The sequence below is a fragment of the Muricoprocola aceti genome, assembly GCF_025567005.1.
In the GTDB taxonomy this organism is placed as follows: Bacteria; Bacillota; Clostridia; order Lachnospirales; family Lachnospiraceae; genus Marvinbryantia; species Marvinbryantia aceti.
This window is the reverse complement of sequence record NZ_JAOQKE010000005.1, coordinates 100,917-122,486: the sequence shown is the minus strand read 5'-3', so window position 1 is coordinate 122,486 and position 21,570 is coordinate 100,917. Positions and strand designations below refer to the sequence as shown.

General features: G+C 44.5%; 13 protein-coding genes. 3 read left to right on the top strand and 10 right to left on the bottom strand.

The annotated features are described in order from the left end of the window. Positions 1-119: 119 nt before the first annotated feature. The 4 genes from OCV47_RS06815 to OCV47_RS06800 form a co-directional block, all read right to left on the bottom strand. Complete coding sequence (locus OCV47_RS06815; protein WP_262654459.1) at positions 120-1,910, bottom strand: ammonium transporter; 1,791 nt, start codon at positions 1,908-1,910, stop codon at positions 120-122. 350 nt (positions 1,911-2,260) lie between these two features. Beyond that, positions 2,261-4,372, bottom strand: coding sequence for a glutamine synthetase III family protein (locus OCV47_RS06810; RefSeq protein WP_117449230.1), 2,112 nt, complete (start codon positions 4,370-4,372; stop codon positions 2,261-2,263). Positions 4,373-4,648: 276 nt separating this feature from the next. Beyond that, on the bottom strand, positions 4,649-6,166 hold the full coding sequence (locus OCV47_RS06805; RefSeq protein WP_262654458.1) for a C40 family peptidase: 1,518 nt from the start codon (positions 6,164-6,166) through the stop codon (positions 4,649-4,651). A gap of 199 nt (positions 6,167-6,365) precedes the next feature. Beyond that, positions 6,366-8,105, bottom strand: coding sequence for a cobaltochelatase CobT-related protein (locus OCV47_RS06800; protein WP_262654457.1), 1,740 nt, complete (start codon positions 8,103-8,105; stop codon positions 6,366-6,368). A gap of 146 nt (positions 8,106-8,251) precedes the next feature. Here OCV47_RS06800 and OCV47_RS06795 point away from each other — a divergent pair, with 146 nt between their 5' ends. Next, positions 8,252-9,220: a C39 family peptidase gene (locus OCV47_RS06795; RefSeq protein WP_262654456.1), complete on the top strand. Its 969-nt coding sequence runs from the start codon at positions 8,252-8,254 to the stop codon at positions 9,218-9,220. A gap of 66 nt (positions 9,221-9,286) precedes the next feature. On the opposite strand, the gene ftsH is transcribed toward OCV47_RS06795, so the two are convergent. The 3 genes from ftsH to OCV47_RS06780 all read right to left on the bottom strand — a co-directional run bounded on the left by ftsH (position 9,287) and on the right by OCV47_RS06780 (position 14,537). Continuing rightward, complete coding sequence (gene ftsH, locus OCV47_RS06790; RefSeq protein ID WP_262654455.1) at positions 9,287-11,347, bottom strand: ATP-dependent zinc metalloprotease FtsH; 2,061 nt, start codon at positions 11,345-11,347, stop codon at positions 9,287-9,289. Positions 11,348-11,513: 166 nt separating this feature from the next. Next, positions 11,514-13,826, bottom strand: coding sequence for an ABC transporter permease (locus tag OCV47_RS06785; protein WP_262654454.1), 2,313 nt, complete (start codon positions 13,824-13,826; stop codon positions 11,514-11,516). A 12-nt stretch (positions 13,827-13,838) separates the two neighbouring features. Continuing rightward, on the bottom strand, positions 13,839-14,537 hold the full coding sequence (locus tag OCV47_RS06780; protein WP_262654453.1) for an ABC transporter ATP-binding protein: 699 nt from the start codon (positions 14,535-14,537) through the stop codon (positions 13,839-13,841). Positions 14,538-14,751: 214 nt separating this feature from the next. On the opposite strand from OCV47_RS06780, the gene OCV47_RS06775 reads away from it, so the two are divergent. Next, the gene (locus OCV47_RS06775) at positions 14,752-16,230 is read left to right on the top strand and encodes a DUF1846 domain-containing protein (RefSeq protein WP_256297717.1); all 1,479 of its coding nucleotides are present in this window, start codon (positions 14,752-14,754) and stop codon (positions 16,228-16,230) included. Between the two features lie 272 nt (positions 16,231-16,502). Further along, a complete protein-coding gene (locus OCV47_RS06770) occupies positions 16,503-18,104 on the top strand; it encodes a CTP synthase (RefSeq protein ID WP_262654452.1) in 1,602 nt (533 codons plus the stop codon). 231 nt (positions 18,105-18,335) lie between these two features. On the opposite strand, the gene OCV47_RS06765 is transcribed toward OCV47_RS06770, so the two are convergent. From OCV47_RS06765 to OCV47_RS06755, 3 genes are all read right to left on the bottom strand, one after another. Further along, positions 18,336-19,250, bottom strand: coding sequence for a DMT family transporter (locus OCV47_RS06765; protein WP_262654451.1), 915 nt, complete (start codon positions 19,248-19,250; stop codon positions 18,336-18,338). Between the two features lie 129 nt (positions 19,251-19,379). Further along, complete coding sequence (locus tag OCV47_RS06760; RefSeq protein WP_262654450.1) at positions 19,380-20,465, bottom strand: hypothetical protein; 1,086 nt, start codon at positions 20,463-20,465, stop codon at positions 19,380-19,382. A gap of 158 nt (positions 20,466-20,623) precedes the next feature. Continuing rightward, positions 20,624-21,499, bottom strand: coding sequence for a methionyl aminopeptidase (locus OCV47_RS06755; RefSeq protein WP_262654496.1), 876 nt, complete (start codon positions 21,497-21,499; stop codon positions 20,624-20,626). Positions 21,500-21,570 lie beyond the last annotated feature (71 nt).

The window sequence follows — 21,570 nt, the reverse complement described above, 5'->3', positions numbered from 1 at the left end:
GCAGACGGTTTTTTTCGTCTTCTGATAGTTCCTGCAAACACATAGAAAAGCCCCCGCTTTTGGCGAGAGCTTTTCCTTTATCCAAATATTTGGGAGGTTGGATTTTATTATTTTATTTTTTATTCTACATCTTCCAGTGCTTCGAAGTCTTCTTCACCGGTACGGATCTTTACGACTCTGTCAACATTGTATACAAAGATCTTGCCATCTCCGATGTGGCCTGTATACAGGGTCTTCTTTGCAGCTTCGATGACATCTTCTACCGGAATAGATGCTACGATCACTTCGACTTTTACCTTTGGAAGCAGGGTTGCATCGACTTCAGCACCACGATACATTTCACCTGCACCTTTCTGGATACCACAGCCCATTACCTGCGTGACAGTCATACCAGTTACACCGAGGTCATTCATAGCCTTTCTCAGAGCATCGTAACGGGACAATCTTGCAATAATAACCACTTTGTGAATACCAGTATCGACTGCCGGTGCGGTATTGACCACTTTAACAGCAGCATCTTTCTGTGCTTTTGTTGCAGTTTCGTAGTCATCAGAACCGATCTGTGTACGGTCATTTATTTCCATGATCATGGTGTTGGATACATCCATGATAGAAAATCCTGCATATGCACTTGTCAGGCCATGTTCCATAGCATCCAGTCCGACGATTTCTTCTTCTTCGCTAACACGAAGTCCGAAAATGGCTTTGATAATCAGGTAAGCAATAGTAATCGTTACTGCAGTCCAGGCTGCTGTAGCCAGCATACCTTCCAGCTGCAATCCCAGCTGATGGAAACCGCCGCCGTAGAAAAGTCCCTTTCCTGCGATCTGGTTAGCACCAAAGTTCACGCCGTCTCCATAGCCTCTTGCAAATGCAGGAGCAGTATCAGTTGCAAATAAACCAACTGCGATGGTTCCCCAGATACCATTTAAGCAATGTACTGCTACGGCACCTACCGGGTCATCAATACGAAGTACATAATCCAGAAGCCATACACCAAATACAACCAGGACACCTGCTACAGCACCGATGATGATGGCACCAAAAGCATCACATACATCACAAGGTGCGGTAATGGCTACCAGACCTGCCAGAGATGCATTCAGGCACATGGATACATCTGGTTTGCCATATTTGATCCAGGTGAAGATCATACAAACAACGGTTGCAATAGCTGGTGCAATAGTAGTTGTTACGAAGATAGATCCAAGTTCTGCCACAGATGTAGCTGCTGCACCGTTAAATCCATACCAGCCAAGCCAGAGAATGAATACACCCAGGCATCCAAGTGGAAGGTTATGTCCAGGAAACGCATTGACTTTCGTGATCTTTCCCGATTTATCTTTTGTAAATTTACCGATACGAGGACCAAGCATTGCTGCACCGATCAGGGCTGAGATACCACCAACCATGTGGATGCAGTTGGAACCTGCAAAATCATGGAATCCGATCTGTGCCAGCCAGCCGCCGCCCCAGGTCCAGTGTGCTTCGATTGGATAGATCACTGCAGAGATAATAGCGGAGTAAACACAGTAGGAAATAAATTTTGTTCTTTCAGCCATGGCACCGGATACGATGGTGGCTGTAGTTGCACAGAATACCAGATTGAATACGAAATTGGACCAGTCAAATTCTGCGTAATTTGTGAAAATATCAAATCCCGGTTTGCCGATAATTCCCAGCCAGTCTTCGCCGAGAAATAATCCAAAACCAATTAAAATGAATACAACCGTGCCGATACAAAAGTCCATCAGGTTCTTCATCAGAATGTTTCCTGTATTCTTCGCTCTGGTGAAGCCTGCTTCTACCATGGCGAATCCTGCCTGCATCCAGAATACCAGTGCGGCACCGATCAGGAACCAGACGCCGTATACTTCACCGGAAATTGCACTTAAAATTTCTTGTGTCATAATTTTCTCCTCCTCTTTCCCCATATTCCAGAACCTTTCCGATCCTTGAAGCTCCCTTCCCAGGAACAGGTTTCTTCTGATACGAAAAAAGCGAACCGCAGGCAACTGGCCAAAATCTCTTTCGCCGTCAAACACCTTCGTTTCGCTTCTCTGTCATATGGATTAGAAAAAGCGCCATAGACCTTCGATCTATAGCGCCTTTGCTTTTATGTACTGCATGATACCACTCTGAAAATGAAAAGTCAATGCAGATTTTATACTTTTTTTAGATTTGTCTGGTTTGGAGAATTTTGTCTGTAATTCAACAGAACAAATCTACAAAATCACAATAATCGATTTTATGAATCTAATTACACTTCAAACAACAGATCTCCATAAGATGGCATTGGCCACATCTCTTTGTCCACGATCATCTCCAGCTCATCCACTGGCACACGCAATGCTTCCATAGCAGTGCAGACTTCTTCGTAATAATATACTGCCTGCTCTCTGCCGACCTCCATCTCCGTGGCACGATCGGTCACCTCAGTCAATTTTATCAGCCTCTTCTTCGTCTCTGACAGGAGATGTGCAGATTCCCGGAGCATATCCATCGGTACGTCGGTCTCTACACCTGTCTGATTCATGGTATTGACCGTATCGGACAGACTCTTGTTGAAGCGCAATACCGCCGGAATAATATGCTTGCTGGCAATATCAATCATGGCTCTGGCTTCGATATTGATGGCCTTGGAATAGCCCTCATACTGGATCTCCGCACGGGACTCCAGCTCAGTTCTGGTAAATACATGGAACTTTTCAAACAGATTCACTGCCTTTTCTGTTACCAGCGCAGGAATCGCATCTACCATGGACTTGATATTTGGAAGACCGCGGCGCTCTGCTTCTGCTACCCATTCCTCTGAGTAACCATTGCCATTAAAGACAATTCTCTGATGCTCACTGGCATATTTTTTGATCAGGTCATGTACTGCCACGGAGACATCCTCTGCCTTTTCCAACACATCGCAGGCATCGGAAAATGCCTCTGCTACGATGGTGTTGAGCACTACGTTACATTCCGCTACAGAGTCTCTGGAACCAACCATACGGAATTCGAACTTATTACCGGTGAACGCAAACGGTGACGTACGGTTACGGTCTGTTGCATCCTTAGCAAAATCAGGCAAGGTCTTTACACCAGTATGTAAAGTACCTCCCTTTAAGCTATGAGTTGCTTCTCCGGTATCAATCAGCTGCGTCAGCACATCCTGCAGCTGATCTCCCAGAAATACAGAAATAATCGCTGGTGGTGCTTCATTGGCTCCCAGACGGTGGTCATTTCCCACATCGGCCGCAGATTCTCGCAGCAGATCTGCATGTTTGTCTACAGCACGTAAGATACAGGTCAGGATCAGTAAGAACTGGATGTTCTCATGAGGCGTCTTGCCCGGATCCAGGAGATTAATACCGTCATCAGTGGTCAGGGACCAGTTGTTATGCTTACCAGAGCCATTCACTCCGGCAAATGGCTTTTCATGAAGCAGACACTGAAGACCATGTTCCTCAGCCACACGCTTTAGTGTCTCCATGATGATCTGGTTGTGATCTGCTGCTACGTTACACTCTGCATAAATCGGTGCCAGTTCATGCTGAGCCGGAGCTACTTCATTATGCTGTGTCTTGGCAGATACTCCCAGCTTCCACAGTTCTTTATTCACATCTTTCATAAAAGCTGCAATACGGGGACGGATAACACCAAAGTAATGATCATCCAGCTCCTGTCCCTTAGGAGGCATCGCTCCAAATAAGGTACGACCAGTGAAGATCAGGTCTTTTCTCTTCAGATACTTGGCACGGTCTACGATAAAATACTCCTGTTCTACACCAACAGACGGTTTCACCTTGCGGGATGTGGTATTGCCCAGAACTCTTAAAAGACGCAATGTCTGAGCCTGAATGGCTTCCATCGAACGAAGCAGCGGTGTCTTCTGATCCAGTGCTTCTCCTGTGTAAGAACAAAATGCAGTCGGGATACAGAGAATAGCTCCTGCGGCATCCTGTCTGACAAATGCAGGTGATGTACAATCCCAGGCTGTATAGCCTCTCGCTTCAAAGGTAGCACGTAAGCCCCCAGACGGGAAGGATGATGCATCCGGTTCTCCCTTGATCAGTTCTTTTCCAGAAAACTCCAGCTGTACAGAGCCGTCAGCCTTTGGTGCCGTGATAAAAGCATCATGTTTTTCTGCAGTAAATCCAGTCAATGGCTGGAACCAGTGTGTGTAATGTGTCGCACCCTTTTCGATTGCCCATTCTTTCATTGCACCTGCAACAACCTCTGCAATCATCGGATCCAGTTCTTTTCCATCGTCAATGGTCTTGTGAAGTTCCTTGTACACCTTTTTCGGGAGCTTTTCCAGCATCACTTTGTCATTAAAGACATTCTCACCAAATAGCTCCTGTACATTTATGATTTCGCCCATATGTCCTCCTTATCGTATCTGTTCAGTCCCTTCACAGATACGATGCCAAAATTCAATAAAATCGCCTTTGGCGATGGAATTTTGGCCCGCAGCCTTCCGGATTTTGGCATTTACATGCCAAAACACCTCGCGGGACAGTGGCTTCTGAACAGTTACACAATTCCTATGTCAAGAATCATACTCGATTTATACCAAAAATGCAAGAGGTCACTGCAAGGGAATTACAGTGACCTCTCTTTATGTATTTATTGATTATCTGATTGGCTTGTTTTAAGACTAACCGATATAGTCAGAAGCTGATGTCGGCGTTCTGTAGTTTACATCAGATACGATGATGCCTGTGGTAGAACTGCTGGCATGTACCACCTGTCCATTACCAATGTACATACTTACATGTCCGATACCGTAATCTCCGCTTCCTGAGTAGAATAACAGATCGCCTGGCTCCAGCTGGCTTAAGTCAACGGGCTTACCACCCTGAGACTGTGCTCCGGCTGTTCTGCTGATGTTAATACCAAAGTTTCCAAGTACAGACTGTGTAAATCCGGAACAGTCTGTTCCATTTGTCAGGGAAGTACCACCGTATACATACGGGTTACCCACAAACTGTAATGCATAATCTACAATCTGCTGTCTCAGCGAAGAAGAACTGCTGTCAGTTGTATTTGTCACCTCTGAAGTATCAATTCCTGCTCCCGCTACTGTATCATAAACTGTCTGATCTGCCGCTGCCGCTTCATTCTGTGCGGTCTGAGTCTGATTTGCCGCTGTCTGTGCATCTGCTGCTGTCTGCTGTGCATAAGCCTCTGCATTAGCAATTGCATCTGCATCTCCTGTACTGTAAGCTTCATCCAGTGCTACCTGTGCATCTGCTGCTACCTGTTCTGCATAAGCCTGATCTGCTGCTGCCTGGTCTGCTGCTGCCTGTGCCTGATCTGCATAATCACTCTGGCTCTGAAGATATTCGATCCATGCCTGATTCTGTGCTTCCCATTCAGCCTGCTCAGCTGCTAACTGCTCCTGATACAGTCTTTCCTGCTCATCCAGCCATGCCTGGTATGCTGCCTCTTCTTCTGCAATTCTTGCTTCTGCTTCCTCGTGTGTCTCACCCTGTGGAAGATAGGATGCATAGCTTACATAATCTGCACTTACATATCCTTCTGTCGATCCTGTGGAAATCTTTGCCCATCCTCCCAGGTCTTCTTCCAGATATACAATCTGGTCTGCTGTCACCGTATCTACTACGTCTGCATCCTCAGAAGGTTCGGAACGAACCATCAGTGCTTCTGCATTGACCTGTGCTACCGGTGTTGCTGCCTGCTCTACTACTGCCGCTGCGTCTGCTCCTGTGGTCATCAGATACTTGGCTACATATCCGGTACAGTTACCAGACTGAATATAATACCAGTCTCCTTCTTCTCCAAGGATGGTCGCACAGTTGTTCTCATATAAATATCCGACTACATCAGAGTTCGCATCTGCATTCGCTCTGATATTGAAAAATGTCTCGTCTCCAGGCTGTGCCACTGCAACAGTACCGATCAGACTGCTGTCCTGAGCTGCCTCTGCGGACTCGGTATTCTCTTCAGATGCCGTACCTTCTGTCGTGCTCTCTGTCTCTTCTGTCTTCTGTGTATCTTCTGCTGCCGCTTCCTTTACATTAACAGTTGTGCTGACACCTACCAGATTCGTTCCGGCCGCAAAAGCTGCCATAGAACTGCTTCCTGCCAGCATACTGCCTGTCACAAAACAAGCTGCTGCTCTCATTACATGCTTTTTCATTCCCTTGTTCATCAAAATCAATCCTCCAAATACCCAATCAATAAATACGAAATACATCCAATCAATGCATAAATATTACATAAATGTTACATTTATTACGTTCACATCTTAACATATGGGAATTGGTTTGTCAACAAGTTTTACATTTTTTTTAAGTTTCATGGAAATTCAGCTTATTCTGTAACATCTTTGTTACATTTTGGAATTAATTTTACCAGTCCAGAAGTTTTTGCAGATACTGTCCTACCACATTGGAAAAATTACGAATGTCCTTAATATAAGCAAAGTCTTTTCCAAAGATTCGCTTCTCAGCCTGGAGATCCTGCTCTTTTCCCGCAAATACCCCCAGCACATACACACCCTTATTCCTTGCCTTCCGTACTTCCTGGGCGGTATCCTTTACTGCGTAATCTCCACAATACGGCTTTGGATTCCTGCTGTTTGGCCGGTTCACCACCACATCATTGGGCCGGCCATCACTTAAGACAATTAAGATTTTATTTTCCTCTTCCCGTTGCAGCAGGGAATCTGCCGCTGCCCGGATGGCCAGACCATCCCGGTTATTGGAAGATGTGGTATACTGTAAAATCTTCCGGTTTTCACTTTTAGGCGCATCATATTCCCGGAACCGCTGCATGACAGTATAATCCCAGAACGTGCAGAAGCTCATCACCCGGTGAGGAATCTGTACATTGCTCAGTGCCTCACTGATGATAAAAGCCTGCAACGCTACCTGGCTCTGACGGTCTCTCTGGGAACCGCTGGCATCCATCAGGATGTCCACTACAAAATCGGTCTCATTCTGGCGAATCACACGCCGGAACAATTTCGTATCCTCCGTTCTTCCCAGCTTCCACAATCTGGATGGGATAATACTTCCATACTCCGACAGCAATTCCTCCTGCTGGGTCCTTGTAACCAGTGAGCGCTTCAGATTATGCGTCATGATATCTACATTTCGTTTCACCATGTTCTTGCTGTTACGTAACAGCAGAAGATTTCGATCGGTCTGTTTCTTTGCGTTCACATACTGAGCATTGATCAGTACCGGATTCTGCAGAATGCCATCGGTATAATACAGACTGCAGTCTGCATGAGCACCATTGCAGAGTCTCCGGTCTGTTCTCTTCTGCTCTGCTTCCGATAAATAGGACTTTCCAAAGTTCAGCTGCATATAACTGTTCATTTTCTCCAGCGCTTTTTCATCCAGTACCACGACACTCTTTTTCTTCGGTCCATCCTGTTTCTTTTCTTCCGCTGACTCTTTTTCCTCCAGACTGACCACCTGCTGATTCACCTGATCTACCATCTGCTCCAGAACTGATTCATACATCTCTTCATCCAGGAAATCCTGCCAGGTAGCTTCTGCCAGCTCTTCTATCGAAGTATTCAGCACAAATTCCAGATCTCCATGTTTTCGTTCAAAAGAACGATCAATGGCAAAATTATAGATCCGGTCAACTGCCTGAATAATCTCCATAGTATCGGATGCCTCTTCCAGCGGATAGAGTACATCCAGCACATCCTGAATTCTTTTTTCAGCCGTTCCCTTTCCGTTTAAGAACTGACGGATGATCTCCAGCTTCACTCTTCCGATAAAAGAATCATTCATTTTTCGAAAATCTTTATCCAGCATTGCTTCAAATGCTTTCCTGCGAATGTTGCATACACCCGGTCTCTCTTCCACAATCTTCTGATACACTGCCAGATCTACACAGATCTGTGCAATATTCATCAGGACCGGCTCTTCGACTCCATAAAACAGCTTTTTCACAATATACATCGAGAGTGCATTGGTATCAAAATATTTGGCAAATGCTCCCTGCTTGATGGCGTCGTACATGGAAATATATTTACTTTTGGAAAACGAAGCTACATCCAGCCTGGTATTCAGTGCATAATCCCCACTCACTGTCCACATCAGATTGCGAATGCGATTCTCGATCTCCATTTCATACTCTTCTATTTCATAAGAAACTTCTTGCATAATAACCTATATACCTTTCTGTTTATCACTTCTATTATAATAGAAAGATTGCCTTTGTGCATCCTCCCATGTTAAAATGTGAAAAGAATCTTATACGAAAGGATCTTATCATGAAAAGGCATACCCGTATTTTACTTTTTGAATTTCTCCTTGTCCTGATTCTTCTGACTGCTTTTCCAGTTATCTCCAATGCCGCTTCAAAGGTTCCACGCAATAAATTGGTAACCGAACAGGGGACTTCTTACTATTATAATCACAAAGGGAAAATAGTCAGGGATCGCATGATTACATGGAAAAAGAATACCTACTATTTTGACAAAAACGGTCAGATGTACCGGAACCGTACTTTCTCTTATCAGGGGCACGTTTATCATGCCAGAAATAGCGGTGCTCTCGCCAGAAACACCTGGATCGACGGATATTACTATAACAGTTACGGACAGCGTACCGGAAAGCCTTTCAACAGTTCTTCTTCTGGAACAGCCTCTTCTGTTCTGAATAAGAAGCCGCAGAAAAAAATAATCTCCATGAAGAACATCCGTCAGAATCCTCAGCTGCCTACTGGCTGTGAGTCGGTTGCGCTTACCATTGTTCTGAAACATATGGGCTTTCCTTTATCCAAGACAACGATCGCTTCCAGATATCTGTCCAGAAGTAGTTCCAACTTTGTGACAAAGTTCTGGGGAAATCCATTCAGTGGATCTGGTGGCGGAATCTATGCTCCTGGTCTGACCATCACAGCCAATAAATACCTGAAAGCAAAAAAATCAGCCAAACGGGCTTATGATCTTACCGGCATTCGTTTTTCTGATTTGTATACCTATCTGGATAACAATATCCCGGTGATCGTCTGGAACTCCATGTATATGCGCAATCCGGTAGCCGTACATTCTTATCGCTACGCTGGCAAGACCTGGCACTTCTACCGTTCAGAGCACTGCGTTGTTCTGTGCGGTTATGATAAAAAGAATAAAAAAGTGCTGATCAATGATCCATTGAGCGGACTGGTATGGCGAAAAGCCAGTTCCTTTGAACGGATCTACAACAAACTAGGAAAAATGGCCGTTGTGATTCAGTAACGTATCGCTTTTAAAAAAATCCAGGAACAGATGTTTTTTCTTTCTGTTCCTGGATTTTTATTTTTATTATTGCTGAGCTTCTTCGCCTGTAATCTCAGTTTCTGTATGTTCTGTTGGCTCGGCTGACTGATCCTTCACAGCGTCCACTCCATCATCCTGTGCCTCGGTCTGCTGCTCTGCTGCTTCCACTTTCTCATCAACATTCTCCGACACATCTGTCTGTTCCGCTTCCTCTACTTCTTCCTCTTCCCGGCGTTCTACTTCATGGAAGATCTCCATGAACTCTTTTCCGGTGATGGTCTCTTTCTCTATCAGGAAAGCTGCGATCTCATCCAATGCCTTTCTGTGACTGCGCAAAAGTTTCAGTGCCTCTTCATATGCTTCTTTGATGATCTTCATCACTTCACGATCAATCTCGGTTGCCGTCTGGTCACTGCAATTCAGCACATTTCGTCCGCTTAAGTACTGGTTTTCCGGTGACTCCAGACCCACCATACCAAACTTGTCAGACATACCATACTGCGTAATCATGGCTCTTGCCATCTTGGTAGCCTGCTCAATATCATTGGCTGCCCCTGTGGTAATGCTGTTAAACACAATCTCTTCTGCTGCACGGCCACCGACGCACTCTACGATACGTGCCTGGATCTCTGCCTTGGTATTCAGATATTTTTCTTCCTCCGGTACATTCATCACATATCCCAGAGCGCCCATAGTCCTCGGTACAATGGTGATCTTCTGAACCGGTTCAGAATCCTTCTGAAGGGCACTGACCAGTGCATGGCCGACTTCATGATAAGAAACAATTCTGCGTTCTTCCTTGCTGAGAATCTTGTTCTTCTTCTCTTTACCCACCAGAACTACTTCCACAGATTCAAACAGATCCTGCTGGCTGACTGCGTTTCGTCCCTTTTTTACTGCAAGAATCGCTGCTTCATTAATCATATTGGCCAGATCCGATCCCACTGCACCTGAAGTAGCCAGTGCAATCGCTTCCAGATCTACGGTCTCATCCATCATCACATTCTTGGAATGTACCTTCAGGACATCGATACGTCCCTGAAGATCCGGCTTGTCTACTACTACCCGGCGGTCGAAACGTCCCGGTCTCAGCAGTGCCTGATCCAACACTTCCGGACGGTTAGTCGCTGCCAGAATCAGAAGTCCTGAGCCGCTGTCAAAACCATCCATCTCAGCAAGCAGCTGATTCAGTGTCTGTTCACGCTCATCATTGCCACCGCCAAACCGGCTGTCACGGCTTTTACCGATGGCATCAATCTCATCGATAAAGATGATACAAGGCGCATTCTTCTTTGCTTCTTCAAACAGTTCACGGACACGGGAAGCTCCCACACCCACGAACATCTCTACAAACTCAGAACCTGACAATGAGAAAAACGGCGCATGTGCTTCTCCCGCTACTGCCTTGGCCAGAAGTGTCTTACCGGTACCAGGAGGTCCCACTAACAGGGCTCCCTTCGGAAGCTTTGCTCCGATATTGCTATACTTGCCAGGATTCTCCAGGAAATCTACCACTTCCTGAAGGGACTCCTTGGCTTCATCCTGACCTGCCACATCTTTAAACGTAACGCCGGTCTCTTTCTGTGCATAGACTCTGGCTTTGTTCTTGCCGATACCCATGACACCGCCGCCTCCGCCGCCCATTCTTCTCATGGCAAATCCCATAATTACCCAGATCAGAATCAGTGGTAATACAAAAGATAAAATGCTGTACAGCAGTTCGGATGACATATCCGGGATCTCTTTCTTAAAGTCCACGCCTGCCTTCAGCAGCTTCTCAGATAAATTCGGATCGTTCACCACACCTGTATAATAGGTAAACTTCATTCCCTTCAGAGATGAGAAACCATATGGCTGCTGCTTCGGTGTGATCACATACTGGTTCGATTCTATCACAACGCTCTCTACTTCATCATTGTCCAGCATCTCCATGAACTTATTATACGTAATCTCCTGATTCGTCGTACCGTTCATCATGCTGTTAAACAATGCCATTACAATCAGCGTAATCACCGTTACAATCAAAAATATAATAATCGTCTGACCGTTTTTCGGTCCTTTCCGATTGCCCGGTCCATTATTTGGTCCATTTTGGTTATTGTCCATTTTTTTCCTCCTTAAGTGTTAAAAACACTCATTATTTAGTATAAGGATTATCCGGTCAGAAATCAATATACACTTTCGAAAAAGATTTCTTTATTTCATTAAAAAAGTATAAAAACAAAGGCACTGCCAGACAGTTTTTCCCATCCACAGTGTCTTTTTTCTACTATTATTCTACATTTTTCAGTGCCTCATCCATTGGCACCTTTTTTATCTTACAAAACTCCAGCAATGCAACCACCGCATAAGCAACCATACCTGCCCCAAACATCTGCACATAGATCATCGGATTCACCCACATGGTAATCCATCCTGAGATGCTGGACAACATCATTTCCCGAAACAATACTTCCATCACCGCACGTTCTGCCGGAAAACTCACCAACAGGCAGATTACCACCACAATGGTCGTAGACAGAATATACAGCCTGCTGATTTCCCAGTTAGTATAACCAAGAATCTTTACCATAGAAATAGACTGTGCATTTTTTTCAATAATGATCTTGGACAGCAGATAAATCAGTACTATATAGATCATGATGGCAAATCCATTTACCATTTCCATCATACTTCCCATAGATACATCCAGCTGACGGGATATCTTCGTCAGAGCATCCAGATCCACCACGGATCCTATATATTTCTTTCGGATATCCGTAATCGGCGTGTCGGAAAAATATCCGCTGTAGTAATCATCCTCCAGATCAAATGTCTCATTCAGCTTATCCCTGGACATAAAGATACAAAGTCCTGCCGTATAGTCATAGATGCCGTCCACTGTAAAGGAATATTCATCCTTTTCATATTTTTCCTTTAAAGTAATGGTGTCTCCCGGTCTGATCCTGAACTTATCCGCATAGGCACTGGAAATATAAACTCCGTCTCCCAGATCTGCTGTCACGTATTTGCTGTCCTTCTCCACTCCATACAGCAGCACCTCTTCTGACTTATACTTGCCCGGCAGGGTATTCAACGCATAGGCAGAAAACTTCTCCGCTGTCTCATTATCGGTACGCACTTCTGCATAGAACGTCAGCAGATTCAACAATTCCTCCAGCTTACTTCCTGTCATGGCTCCCATCGGTACCTGCAGCATATACTGATAATTGGCCAGCATATTTTCCTGTATCTCCGTCTGATAATGAGCTAATGTAGATGGAAGCAAGAGTCCAAACATTAATAACAGATTGGCAAACAAAATGCCGATTAAGAGCACCAGATAATTGCTCATATTCTGAAAAATGACTCTCAGCCGGAATCTCGAAAAAATCTTGATATGAGGACTCAGCCGCATGGCTCGTTTCTGTTTCTTTCCAGACAGATCCCTGCGCAGGAACTTCAGCGGAGACAGACGCAGCTTTTGCCGCAGTACGCAAAAGTTAACCACCAGCATAATCAACACCGGTACGACTGTTGTCAGTAGAAAAGCTTCTGCATTCCATACGGTCTCATAGGTTGGAAGGCTGTAGCTTCCATAATACATGGCTGCACACACATTTTTCAGTACCGTATACCCCAGCACATTTCCTGCCAGTGCCCCAGCCAGAGTGACCAGAACCGGCAATGTCATATAATGAGAGATCAGTTCCCGTCTGGTATAACCGGAAGCCCTTAAGATTCCGATCACGGCTGCTTCTTTTCGAATAGTATTGCTAATGGTGATACCAAACACAAAGGCCATAATTACCATGATGATATAAAGCAGCATAATCATCATGGCTTTATCACCGCCCATATCCTCACCGGTAAATGTAATCGCCTGATTCGTATATCTCGGCACAAAGGATTCCAATGATACAATCTTGCCAGTCTCCTCCATCAGATCTTCGGAAATCTCTTTTTCTTCCACTTCATCCGCCGGTTCCTGCTCATATTTCCAGGAATAATTGTATTGCAGTTTGTCCTGATTCAGAGTATCAAATTCCTCCGGGGTCACCACACCCACTCCGAATTTTACTGCATCGAACATAGAATCACTATTATTCTGAAACAGACAGCTGTAATCTGACAGTGCCACAAGCCCGGTGATCTTCCAGGAACGTTCCCCACCGGTGATGGTATCTCCCACCGCCAGCTGATTGTTATCAGCATACATACGATCGATGGCAACTTCCCCGGCTGCTTTTGGAAGTTCGCCTTTCATCAGGCATACTTTATTGATTTCTTCACGGTTTTTAAAAAATCGCATGGTACTTTCGTTGTCCAGTGTTGCTTCTATATAATAGTTCTCATACAGCGTAATCCCCAGCTTCTCAATATCTTCTCTCTGACTGCGGTATATCCTGTCTGCGGTGCGGAAATTGCCATCCTCTATATTGTATTTCTCGAATCCATCCTGATAAGCAAGCAGCATACTGTTGTCTGCCACCAGGAACCCGGATACAAATCCAATTGTGGCCACCATAAGCAGAAATATTACGATATATTTTCCGAATTCGCTTCGAATCTCTCTCGGAAGACGTTTGTGCAAAGGATTTTTCATAACACGTCCTCCTTACCAGTCCAGCTCATCGGCAGAAACTTTATGTTCATTCCGGTAATTTTTCCGGATCATGCCATCACGCAGCTTTACTACCCGGTCAGCCATGTCCTTAATGGCATCATTATGCGTAACCATCACAATCGTATTGCCATACTTCTGATTGACCGTCTCAATAAGCCTGAGAATTTCCTTGGATGTGTTGTAGTCCAGCGCACCGGTCGGCTCATCACACAGCAAAATATCCGGGTTCTTTACAATGGCTCGGCCAATGGCACACCGCTGCTGCTGTCCTCCGGATAATTGATTGGGCAGTTTTCGCTGATGTTCGTAAATTCCCAGTGTATGAAGCAGTTCATCCACATCCAGAGGTTGATCGCTCAGGTAAGCCCCTACCTCCACATTTTCCCGCACTGTCAGATTCGGGATCAGATTATACATCTGAAAAATATAGCCAAGATGTTTTCTGCGATAAACAGACAGCTTTTTTTCCGACATTTCTGCCAGACATTCCCCGTCAATGATCAGCTTTCCTCCATCTGCACTGTCAATTCCTCCGATAATATTCAAAAGTGTGGATTTTCCAGAACCGGAAGGCCCCAGCAGTACACAAAACTCTCCTTTTTCAATTTCCAGATCCAACCCTTTTAATACATCCACACGACTGTCTCCCGATCCAAAAGATTTTTTAATTCCCTGGATTTGTAAAAACATAAATTTCCTCCTCACTATGTTCCCTTTTTACTATCTCTCATCTAACACATGTTGTTTTTCCCTAACTCTATGTTAGTTTCAACTCACCTCATTGTCAATTGTTTTTCGTACTTTCGTGAATTTCCTGTAAAAATATCTGGTAAAAATGAACCGGTTAGTATATGATAATTACGTTGTAGAAAAATCGAGTTAATATATAAGGATAGGATGAAACATGAAAATAGGATTTGATAATGACAAATATCTGAAAATGCAGTCAGAGCACATTAAGGAACGAATCAGTCAGTTCGGTAATAAGCTTTATCTGGAATTCGGCGGCAAGCTTTTTGATGATTACCATGCTTCCCGTGTACTTCCAGGCTTTGCCCCGGACAGTAAGCTGCGTATGCTGATGCAGCTTTCCGATCAGGCGGAGATCGTGATCGTCATCAGTGCCGGTGATATTGAAAAGAACAAGATCCGCGGTGACCTGGGCATCACTTATGATTCTGATGTTCTTCGTCTGATTGACGTTTTCAAAGAACGCGGTTTATATGTGGGAAGTGTTGTCATCACACAGTATGCAGGTCAGAACAGTGCCGATGTCTTTCGCAGCCGTCTTCAGAAGCTGGGTATCAAAGTATATACCCATTATGTGATCCCTGGCTACCCGAGCAATATTCCTCTGATCGTCAGTGATGAAGGTTATGGAAAAAATGATTATATCGAGACTACCCGTCCGCTGGTTGTCATCACTGCACCTGGACCAGGAAGTGGAAAAATGGCCACCTGTCTGTCTCAGCTGTACCATGAACACAAGCGGGGCATCCATGCAGGCTATGCGAAGTTTGAGACCTTCCCGATCTGGAATATTCCACTGAAGCATCCGGTAAATCTGGCTTATGAAGCTGCTACTGCTGATCTGAACGATGTGAATATGATTGATCCGTTCCATCTGGAAGCCTATGGCGAAACAGCCGTTAACTACAATCGTGATGTTGAGATCTTCCCGGTACTGAATGCCATGTTTGAAAAGATCTCCGGTGAAAGTCCATACAAGTCCCCTACCGATATGGGTGTGAATATGGCCGGAAACTGCATCTGTGACGATGAAGCCTGCAGGGAAGCTTCCCGTCAGGAAATTATCCGTCGTTACTACAATTCTCTGAACGGACTGGTGTATGGTTCTTCTACTGAAGATGAAGTCATGAAGATTGAGCTGATCATGAAGCAGGCCGGTATCAGTAAAACAGACCGAAAGGTTGTCAATGCTGCTCTGCTGCGTAGTGAAGAGACCGAAGGTCCTGCTGCTGCCATGGAACTGAATGACGGAACCATCGTTACCGGTAAAACCACCGATCTTCTGGGTGCATCCGCAGCTCTTTTACTGAATGCACTGAAAGTACTGGCCGGTATCGACCATGAAAAGAACGTGATCTCTCCTGCTGCTATCCGTCCGATCCAGAAACTGAAGACAGAATATCTTGGAAGCCGCAATCCTCGTCTTCACACCGATGAAGTTCTGATTGCCCTCTCTACCAGTGCTGAAAATAATCCAGATGCACAGGCTGCTCTGGATCAGCTGCCAAAACTGGCCGGCTGTCAGGTACACACTAGTGTACTGCTCTCCAGCGTGGATATTAAGACCTTTAAACGTCTGTCTATCCAGTTCACTTCCGAGCCGGTATACGAAAGTAAACGAAATTTTCATTAATAAAATGAATCATTTTCATCAGAACTAATCATAAGTAAATTAGGATTTTCCATTCCTTTTTGGGGAAAAATCCGCTATAATCAGTTGCATGGTATGATTACATGCCATGCAATTTTATATTGCTATGTTGCACAATGGGGTGTAATCTTCCTTAGGAGATTACACCCTTTTTGCTGATTCAAAACAACTGTTCATACCTCACTGTCCCGCGAGGTGTTTTAGTATGTATCTGTGAAGGTACTGAACAGATACGATTTAAGGAGGAACTGATTATGCCAGTAAAATATGTATTTGTAACGGGCGGTGTTGTATCCGGTCTTGGGAAAGGTATCACCGCTGCATCTCTTGGACGTCTCTTGAAGGCCCGCGGCTATAAAGTCACCATGCAGAAATTTGACCCATATATCAATATTGACCCAGGTACCATGAACCCAATCCAGCACGGAGAAGTCTTTGTCACGGATGATGGTGCGGAGACAGACCTGGATCTTGGACATTATGAACGTTTTATCGATGAGAGCCTGACTAAGAATTCCAACGTTACCACCGGAAAGATTTACTGGTCCGTTCTTCACAAAGAGCGCCGGGGGGATTTCGGCGGAGGTACAGTACAGGTTATCCCTCATATTACAAATGAGATTAAGAGTCGTTTTTACCGCAATTACAACGAAAATGAAACTCACATTGCTATCATCGAAGTAGGCGGTACTGTGGGTGATATTGAGAGTCAGCCATTCCTGGAAGCAATTCGTCAGTTCCAGCATGATGTGGGTCGGGAAAATGCTATTCTGATTCATGTATCCTTAATTCCTTACCTGAAAGCTTCCGGCGAAATGAAAACCAAGCCTACACAGACCAGTGTCAAGCAGCTGCAGGGCATGGGAATCTGGCCTGATATTCTGGTATGCCGTTCTGAGCATCCACTGGAAGATGGCCTGAAGGAAAAAATTGCTCTGTTCTGTAACGTACCGGTCAGCCACGTTCTTCAGAATCTGGATGTGGAATATCTCTATGAAGCACCACTGGCCATGGAAGAAGAACATCTGGCTCAGGTAGCCTGTGAATGTCTGAATCTTCCTTGCCCGGAACCAGATCTGGACGACTGGAAAGCCATGGTAGAGGCACTTCGTCATCCGACTAAGGATGTGACCGTTGCTCTGGTAGGTAAATATATTCAACTGCATGATGCTTACATCAGTGTGGTAGAAGCTCTGAAACATGGTGGTATCGCAGAACATGCGACCGTTCATATTAAATGGATTGACTCCGAACAGTTAAATGAAGGAAATGTGGATGAAATGCTGGGAGATGTCAGTGGTATTCTGGTGCCTGGCGGATTCGGCGGCCGTGGTATCGATGGAAAGATCGTTGCCATTCATTATGCACGTACCCACAAGATTCCATTCCTGGGACTGTGCCTTGGCATGCAGCTGGCTATCGTAGAATATGCCCGCAATGTGGCAGGTCTGAAGGATGCACACAGTATCGAACTGGATCCAGGCACTTCCCATCCGGTGATTGCACTGATGCCAGATCAGGAAGATATCGAAGACATTGGCGGAACCCTGCGTCTGGGATCTTATCCATGTGTTCTGGACAAAACCACGAAAGCTTATGAGCTTTATGGTACCGATCAGATCGCAGAACGTCACAGACATCGTTACGAAGTCAACAATGATTACCGTAAGATCCTGACTGACCATGGTCTTACTCTCTCTGGACTGTCACCGGATGGCAGAATTGTAGAAATGATCGAGATCAAAGATCATCCATTCTTCATCGCCACCCAGGCACACCCGGAACTGAAATCCAGACCAAACCGCCCACATCCTTTATTCAGAGGATTTGTGAAAGCATCCATCGAAAAAAATTAAACCATTGGGGACGGAGTTTTGTGGCTTTTTAAGCTACAAAACTCTTTTTTCCTGACACAAGTCCGAAATCAGACTATGCTAAGGATTGCTGTTTTCATGAAAGCAGAATGGGAACTGTTATAAAATTGTATTTTATACAGAAGACTGAGTAGTATTTCCCTGACAGCATTTATGCTGTAGAATGTATCGGCGACCTGACTTCACTTCTATATTTTAGCAGAAAATATGGCATTATGCCTGATTTGCTTTTTTCTTCGTCTGTTCTGCATTATTCTGCATCTGCAGCCAGATCAGACCGATCATGAATAAAATGGTTCCTACCACGATGTAGATACTGATCTTCTCATGGAAGAACAGGACACCCCACATGATCGCAAAGATCACCATAGTACTCTGAATCAGCGGCACCATATACAATGGAACCAGTGGCAGTGCCTTAGCATTTAGATAGAAGCCCAGTCCGGTGATCACACCAAAGGCCATCATAGCAATGATGCAAGCTGCATTCGGGCGAACCTGAAGGGCGCCGTCTGCGATCTTGGGTACCAACGGGCAGAAAGAAAATACGGCAGAAAACAGGAAAATTGTCAGGTTGCTGTCGATAATATCCATCTTGTCACCGATCATCTTCTGAGCCAGTACATGTGCTCCGGCGCAGAAACCTGATACGATAAACATCAGAGTAACCAGCACGTTTTCATGTAAAAATACGGACAGGTCTTTTCCATTCCAGGAAATACACAGTACACCAACCATACATATCATAATACACAACACTTTTTTAAATGTCATTTTGTCCTTGAACAGGATCACACTGGATAAGGTCAGAAAAACCGTCTGAGCTGGCTGCGTAATAATGTTGCCGTAGGATGGTCCTAAGGTAAATCCTGTATTTTCCAGTAGATATGCCATCCATTTGCTGACTGCTCCGAACAGTATCCAGCCAATAAATATTTTGACAGCCACCTTATAATCCTTGCGAAATGGCTGTCTCAAAATTAATTTTAATAAAATCAAAAAAATAACTCCGAAAAAGAATCGGAAAAATGTCACAAATGCCGCATCAAAGTATGGACTGATCATGCGACTGCAGGTGCCGCCAAAGCTGAACATCAGGGCCACTGCAAGCAGATAAAGGTATCCCATTATTGTATTCCTCACTCAAAAACTCAAACGTGCTTTTTGCACATTTTTCAGTATAAAATATAGGAAGAAAAATGTCCAGAAAAAATGGAGAAGCACATAGTAAAATGTTACTTCTCCACCATCTTCTTATTATTTCTCTGCCGGCTTCACTGAGCGAAGTATGGAATCCATATAATGCAGCGACCCTTCATCATCTGTATTTAGCATAATCATGTAGAGTCTGTCATCATTTCCTCCAATAAAAGATGTCAGGCTGATTTCTTCCTCCGGAACAGTACAGGTCTCGCATAAAATACCATTGATCTTCATCTGCTTCACATCACTGTAACCTGCTTCCCGATAACTTTCTGCAATTGCATCACTATCCAGCTTTGTCTTATCAATCAGCGCATAATTGACAATAAGAGATACATCCTCTGATTCACATTCTGCTTTATATAAAATTCCCTGCTCTGTTTCCTCATCTGTCAGATTGTAATAATCCCAATAAGATGGAAGATAAATCTGAAATTCGTCCTCAAAGGATACCCAGGTTCCCTCATATTCAGCCTTGCTTTCGTCAAATGTATACTCTTCCACAGCATTATCCGCTTCCTTCGAGTTCTCCTGACTGTCACCGCCAATTTTTCCGGCTATAGTGCCACCTTTATCTTCTTTCTTTCCTTCTGCTGCATTTTTGGCAATTCTGGCAGCTTCTGCACTATCTTCCATCTGCTCATAAAACTCATCATCCGGTTTTGCTGTCAAGGTGATGCTGTCACATACTTCATCCAGTTCTCCCAACAGCTGATCAAATTCCGCTTTTACATCTGTATCCTTTGTATACGCCTGATAATCAGTCGGCGTGGAATAATAAAAATTCAATGCCTCTTCTTCATCGAATCCAATATACTCATATCCCGGATTATCTTTAAAATCTGTGTTTACCGAACAGCCAATCTTCAGCAATTCTCCTCCTGCGTCATAACCGTCTTTCTTATATTTCTCATAGCTGTCCTTATGATAAAAGGTAACATAGCTTTCTTCTGCTTCTACTGTTACATTCTGATACCAGTCCTCTGGCATCTCTAATTTTATGCCATTTTCAAAATAATAAACATACTTTCCGTTTTCTGCCTGATAATCATAAAAGTCTTCAAAATCACCTGCAAATGCTGTCATTGGAACGACCATCACGGCCAAAGCTGTCATTGCTGCTGTTGCTTTCTTCTTCATAACTGACATCCTCCTGTTCTGCTTCCTACTGTTTCCACGTTGCATTCGGTCTCAAATTTCTGCTTTTCTATGCTTCCATTCTATCATCCATTCTGATATGACTCAATTCTTTTCTGTAAACAGGCAGGAAGCTGAATCATAAGTTCTGCGAAACCTGCTTAATATGCAATGATCTCGTATCCGTCTTCCGTGATCAGCACCTGGATCTCCCACTGTGCGGATGGTTTGCCATCTTCGGTATAGACCGTCCAGCCGTCTTCTTCATCCTGGAAGATATCAGCACTTCCCATGTTGATCATCGGCTCGATGGTGAACATCATACCTGGTACCATCAGCATCTCTTCGCCTCGTCTGGATACGTAGCTTACCCACGGATCTTCGTGAAACTCCAGTCCTACCCCATGTCCACCGATCTCACGCACTACGGAATAACCATGTGCCTGTGCATAATCATTGACAGCCTGTCCCATGTCACCTAAAAAGCCCCATGGTTTTACTTCTTTCAGTCCCACTTCGATACTTTCTTTTGTCACTTCCACCAGTTTGCGTTTTTCTTCCGATACTTCTCCGATACAGAACATTCTGGAGGAATCCGAAAAATAGCCATTCAGAATTGTGGATACATCCACATTTACGATATCGCCTTCTTTTAATACCACTTTATCAGATGGGATTCCGTGGCATACCACTTCGTTGATGGAAGTACACACGCTCTTCGGAAATCCTTCATAATCCAATGGTGCCGGAATACCACCCCGCTTTGTAGTCTCATCATATACCCACTGATCAATCTCTTCCGTGGTTATCCCTGCTTTGATATGCTCTGCCACATAGTCCAGCACTGCAATATTAATCTTCGCGCTTTCTTTGATCGCTGCAATCTGTTCCGGTGTCTTGATCATAGAATGATCTGGCACCTCTGCTCCTTCTCTCTCAAACTGTGCAATCTTCTCATCAAATGCTTCATGGCACTTTTTATATTTTTTCCCACTGCCACACCAGCAGGCATCATTTCTTCCAAGCTTCAACTCTATTACTTCCTTTCCTTCCAGACCAGGTTCTGTCTGACTCCTCGTTTGTAAAAACTGCGAAAAGCCGGCCGTAA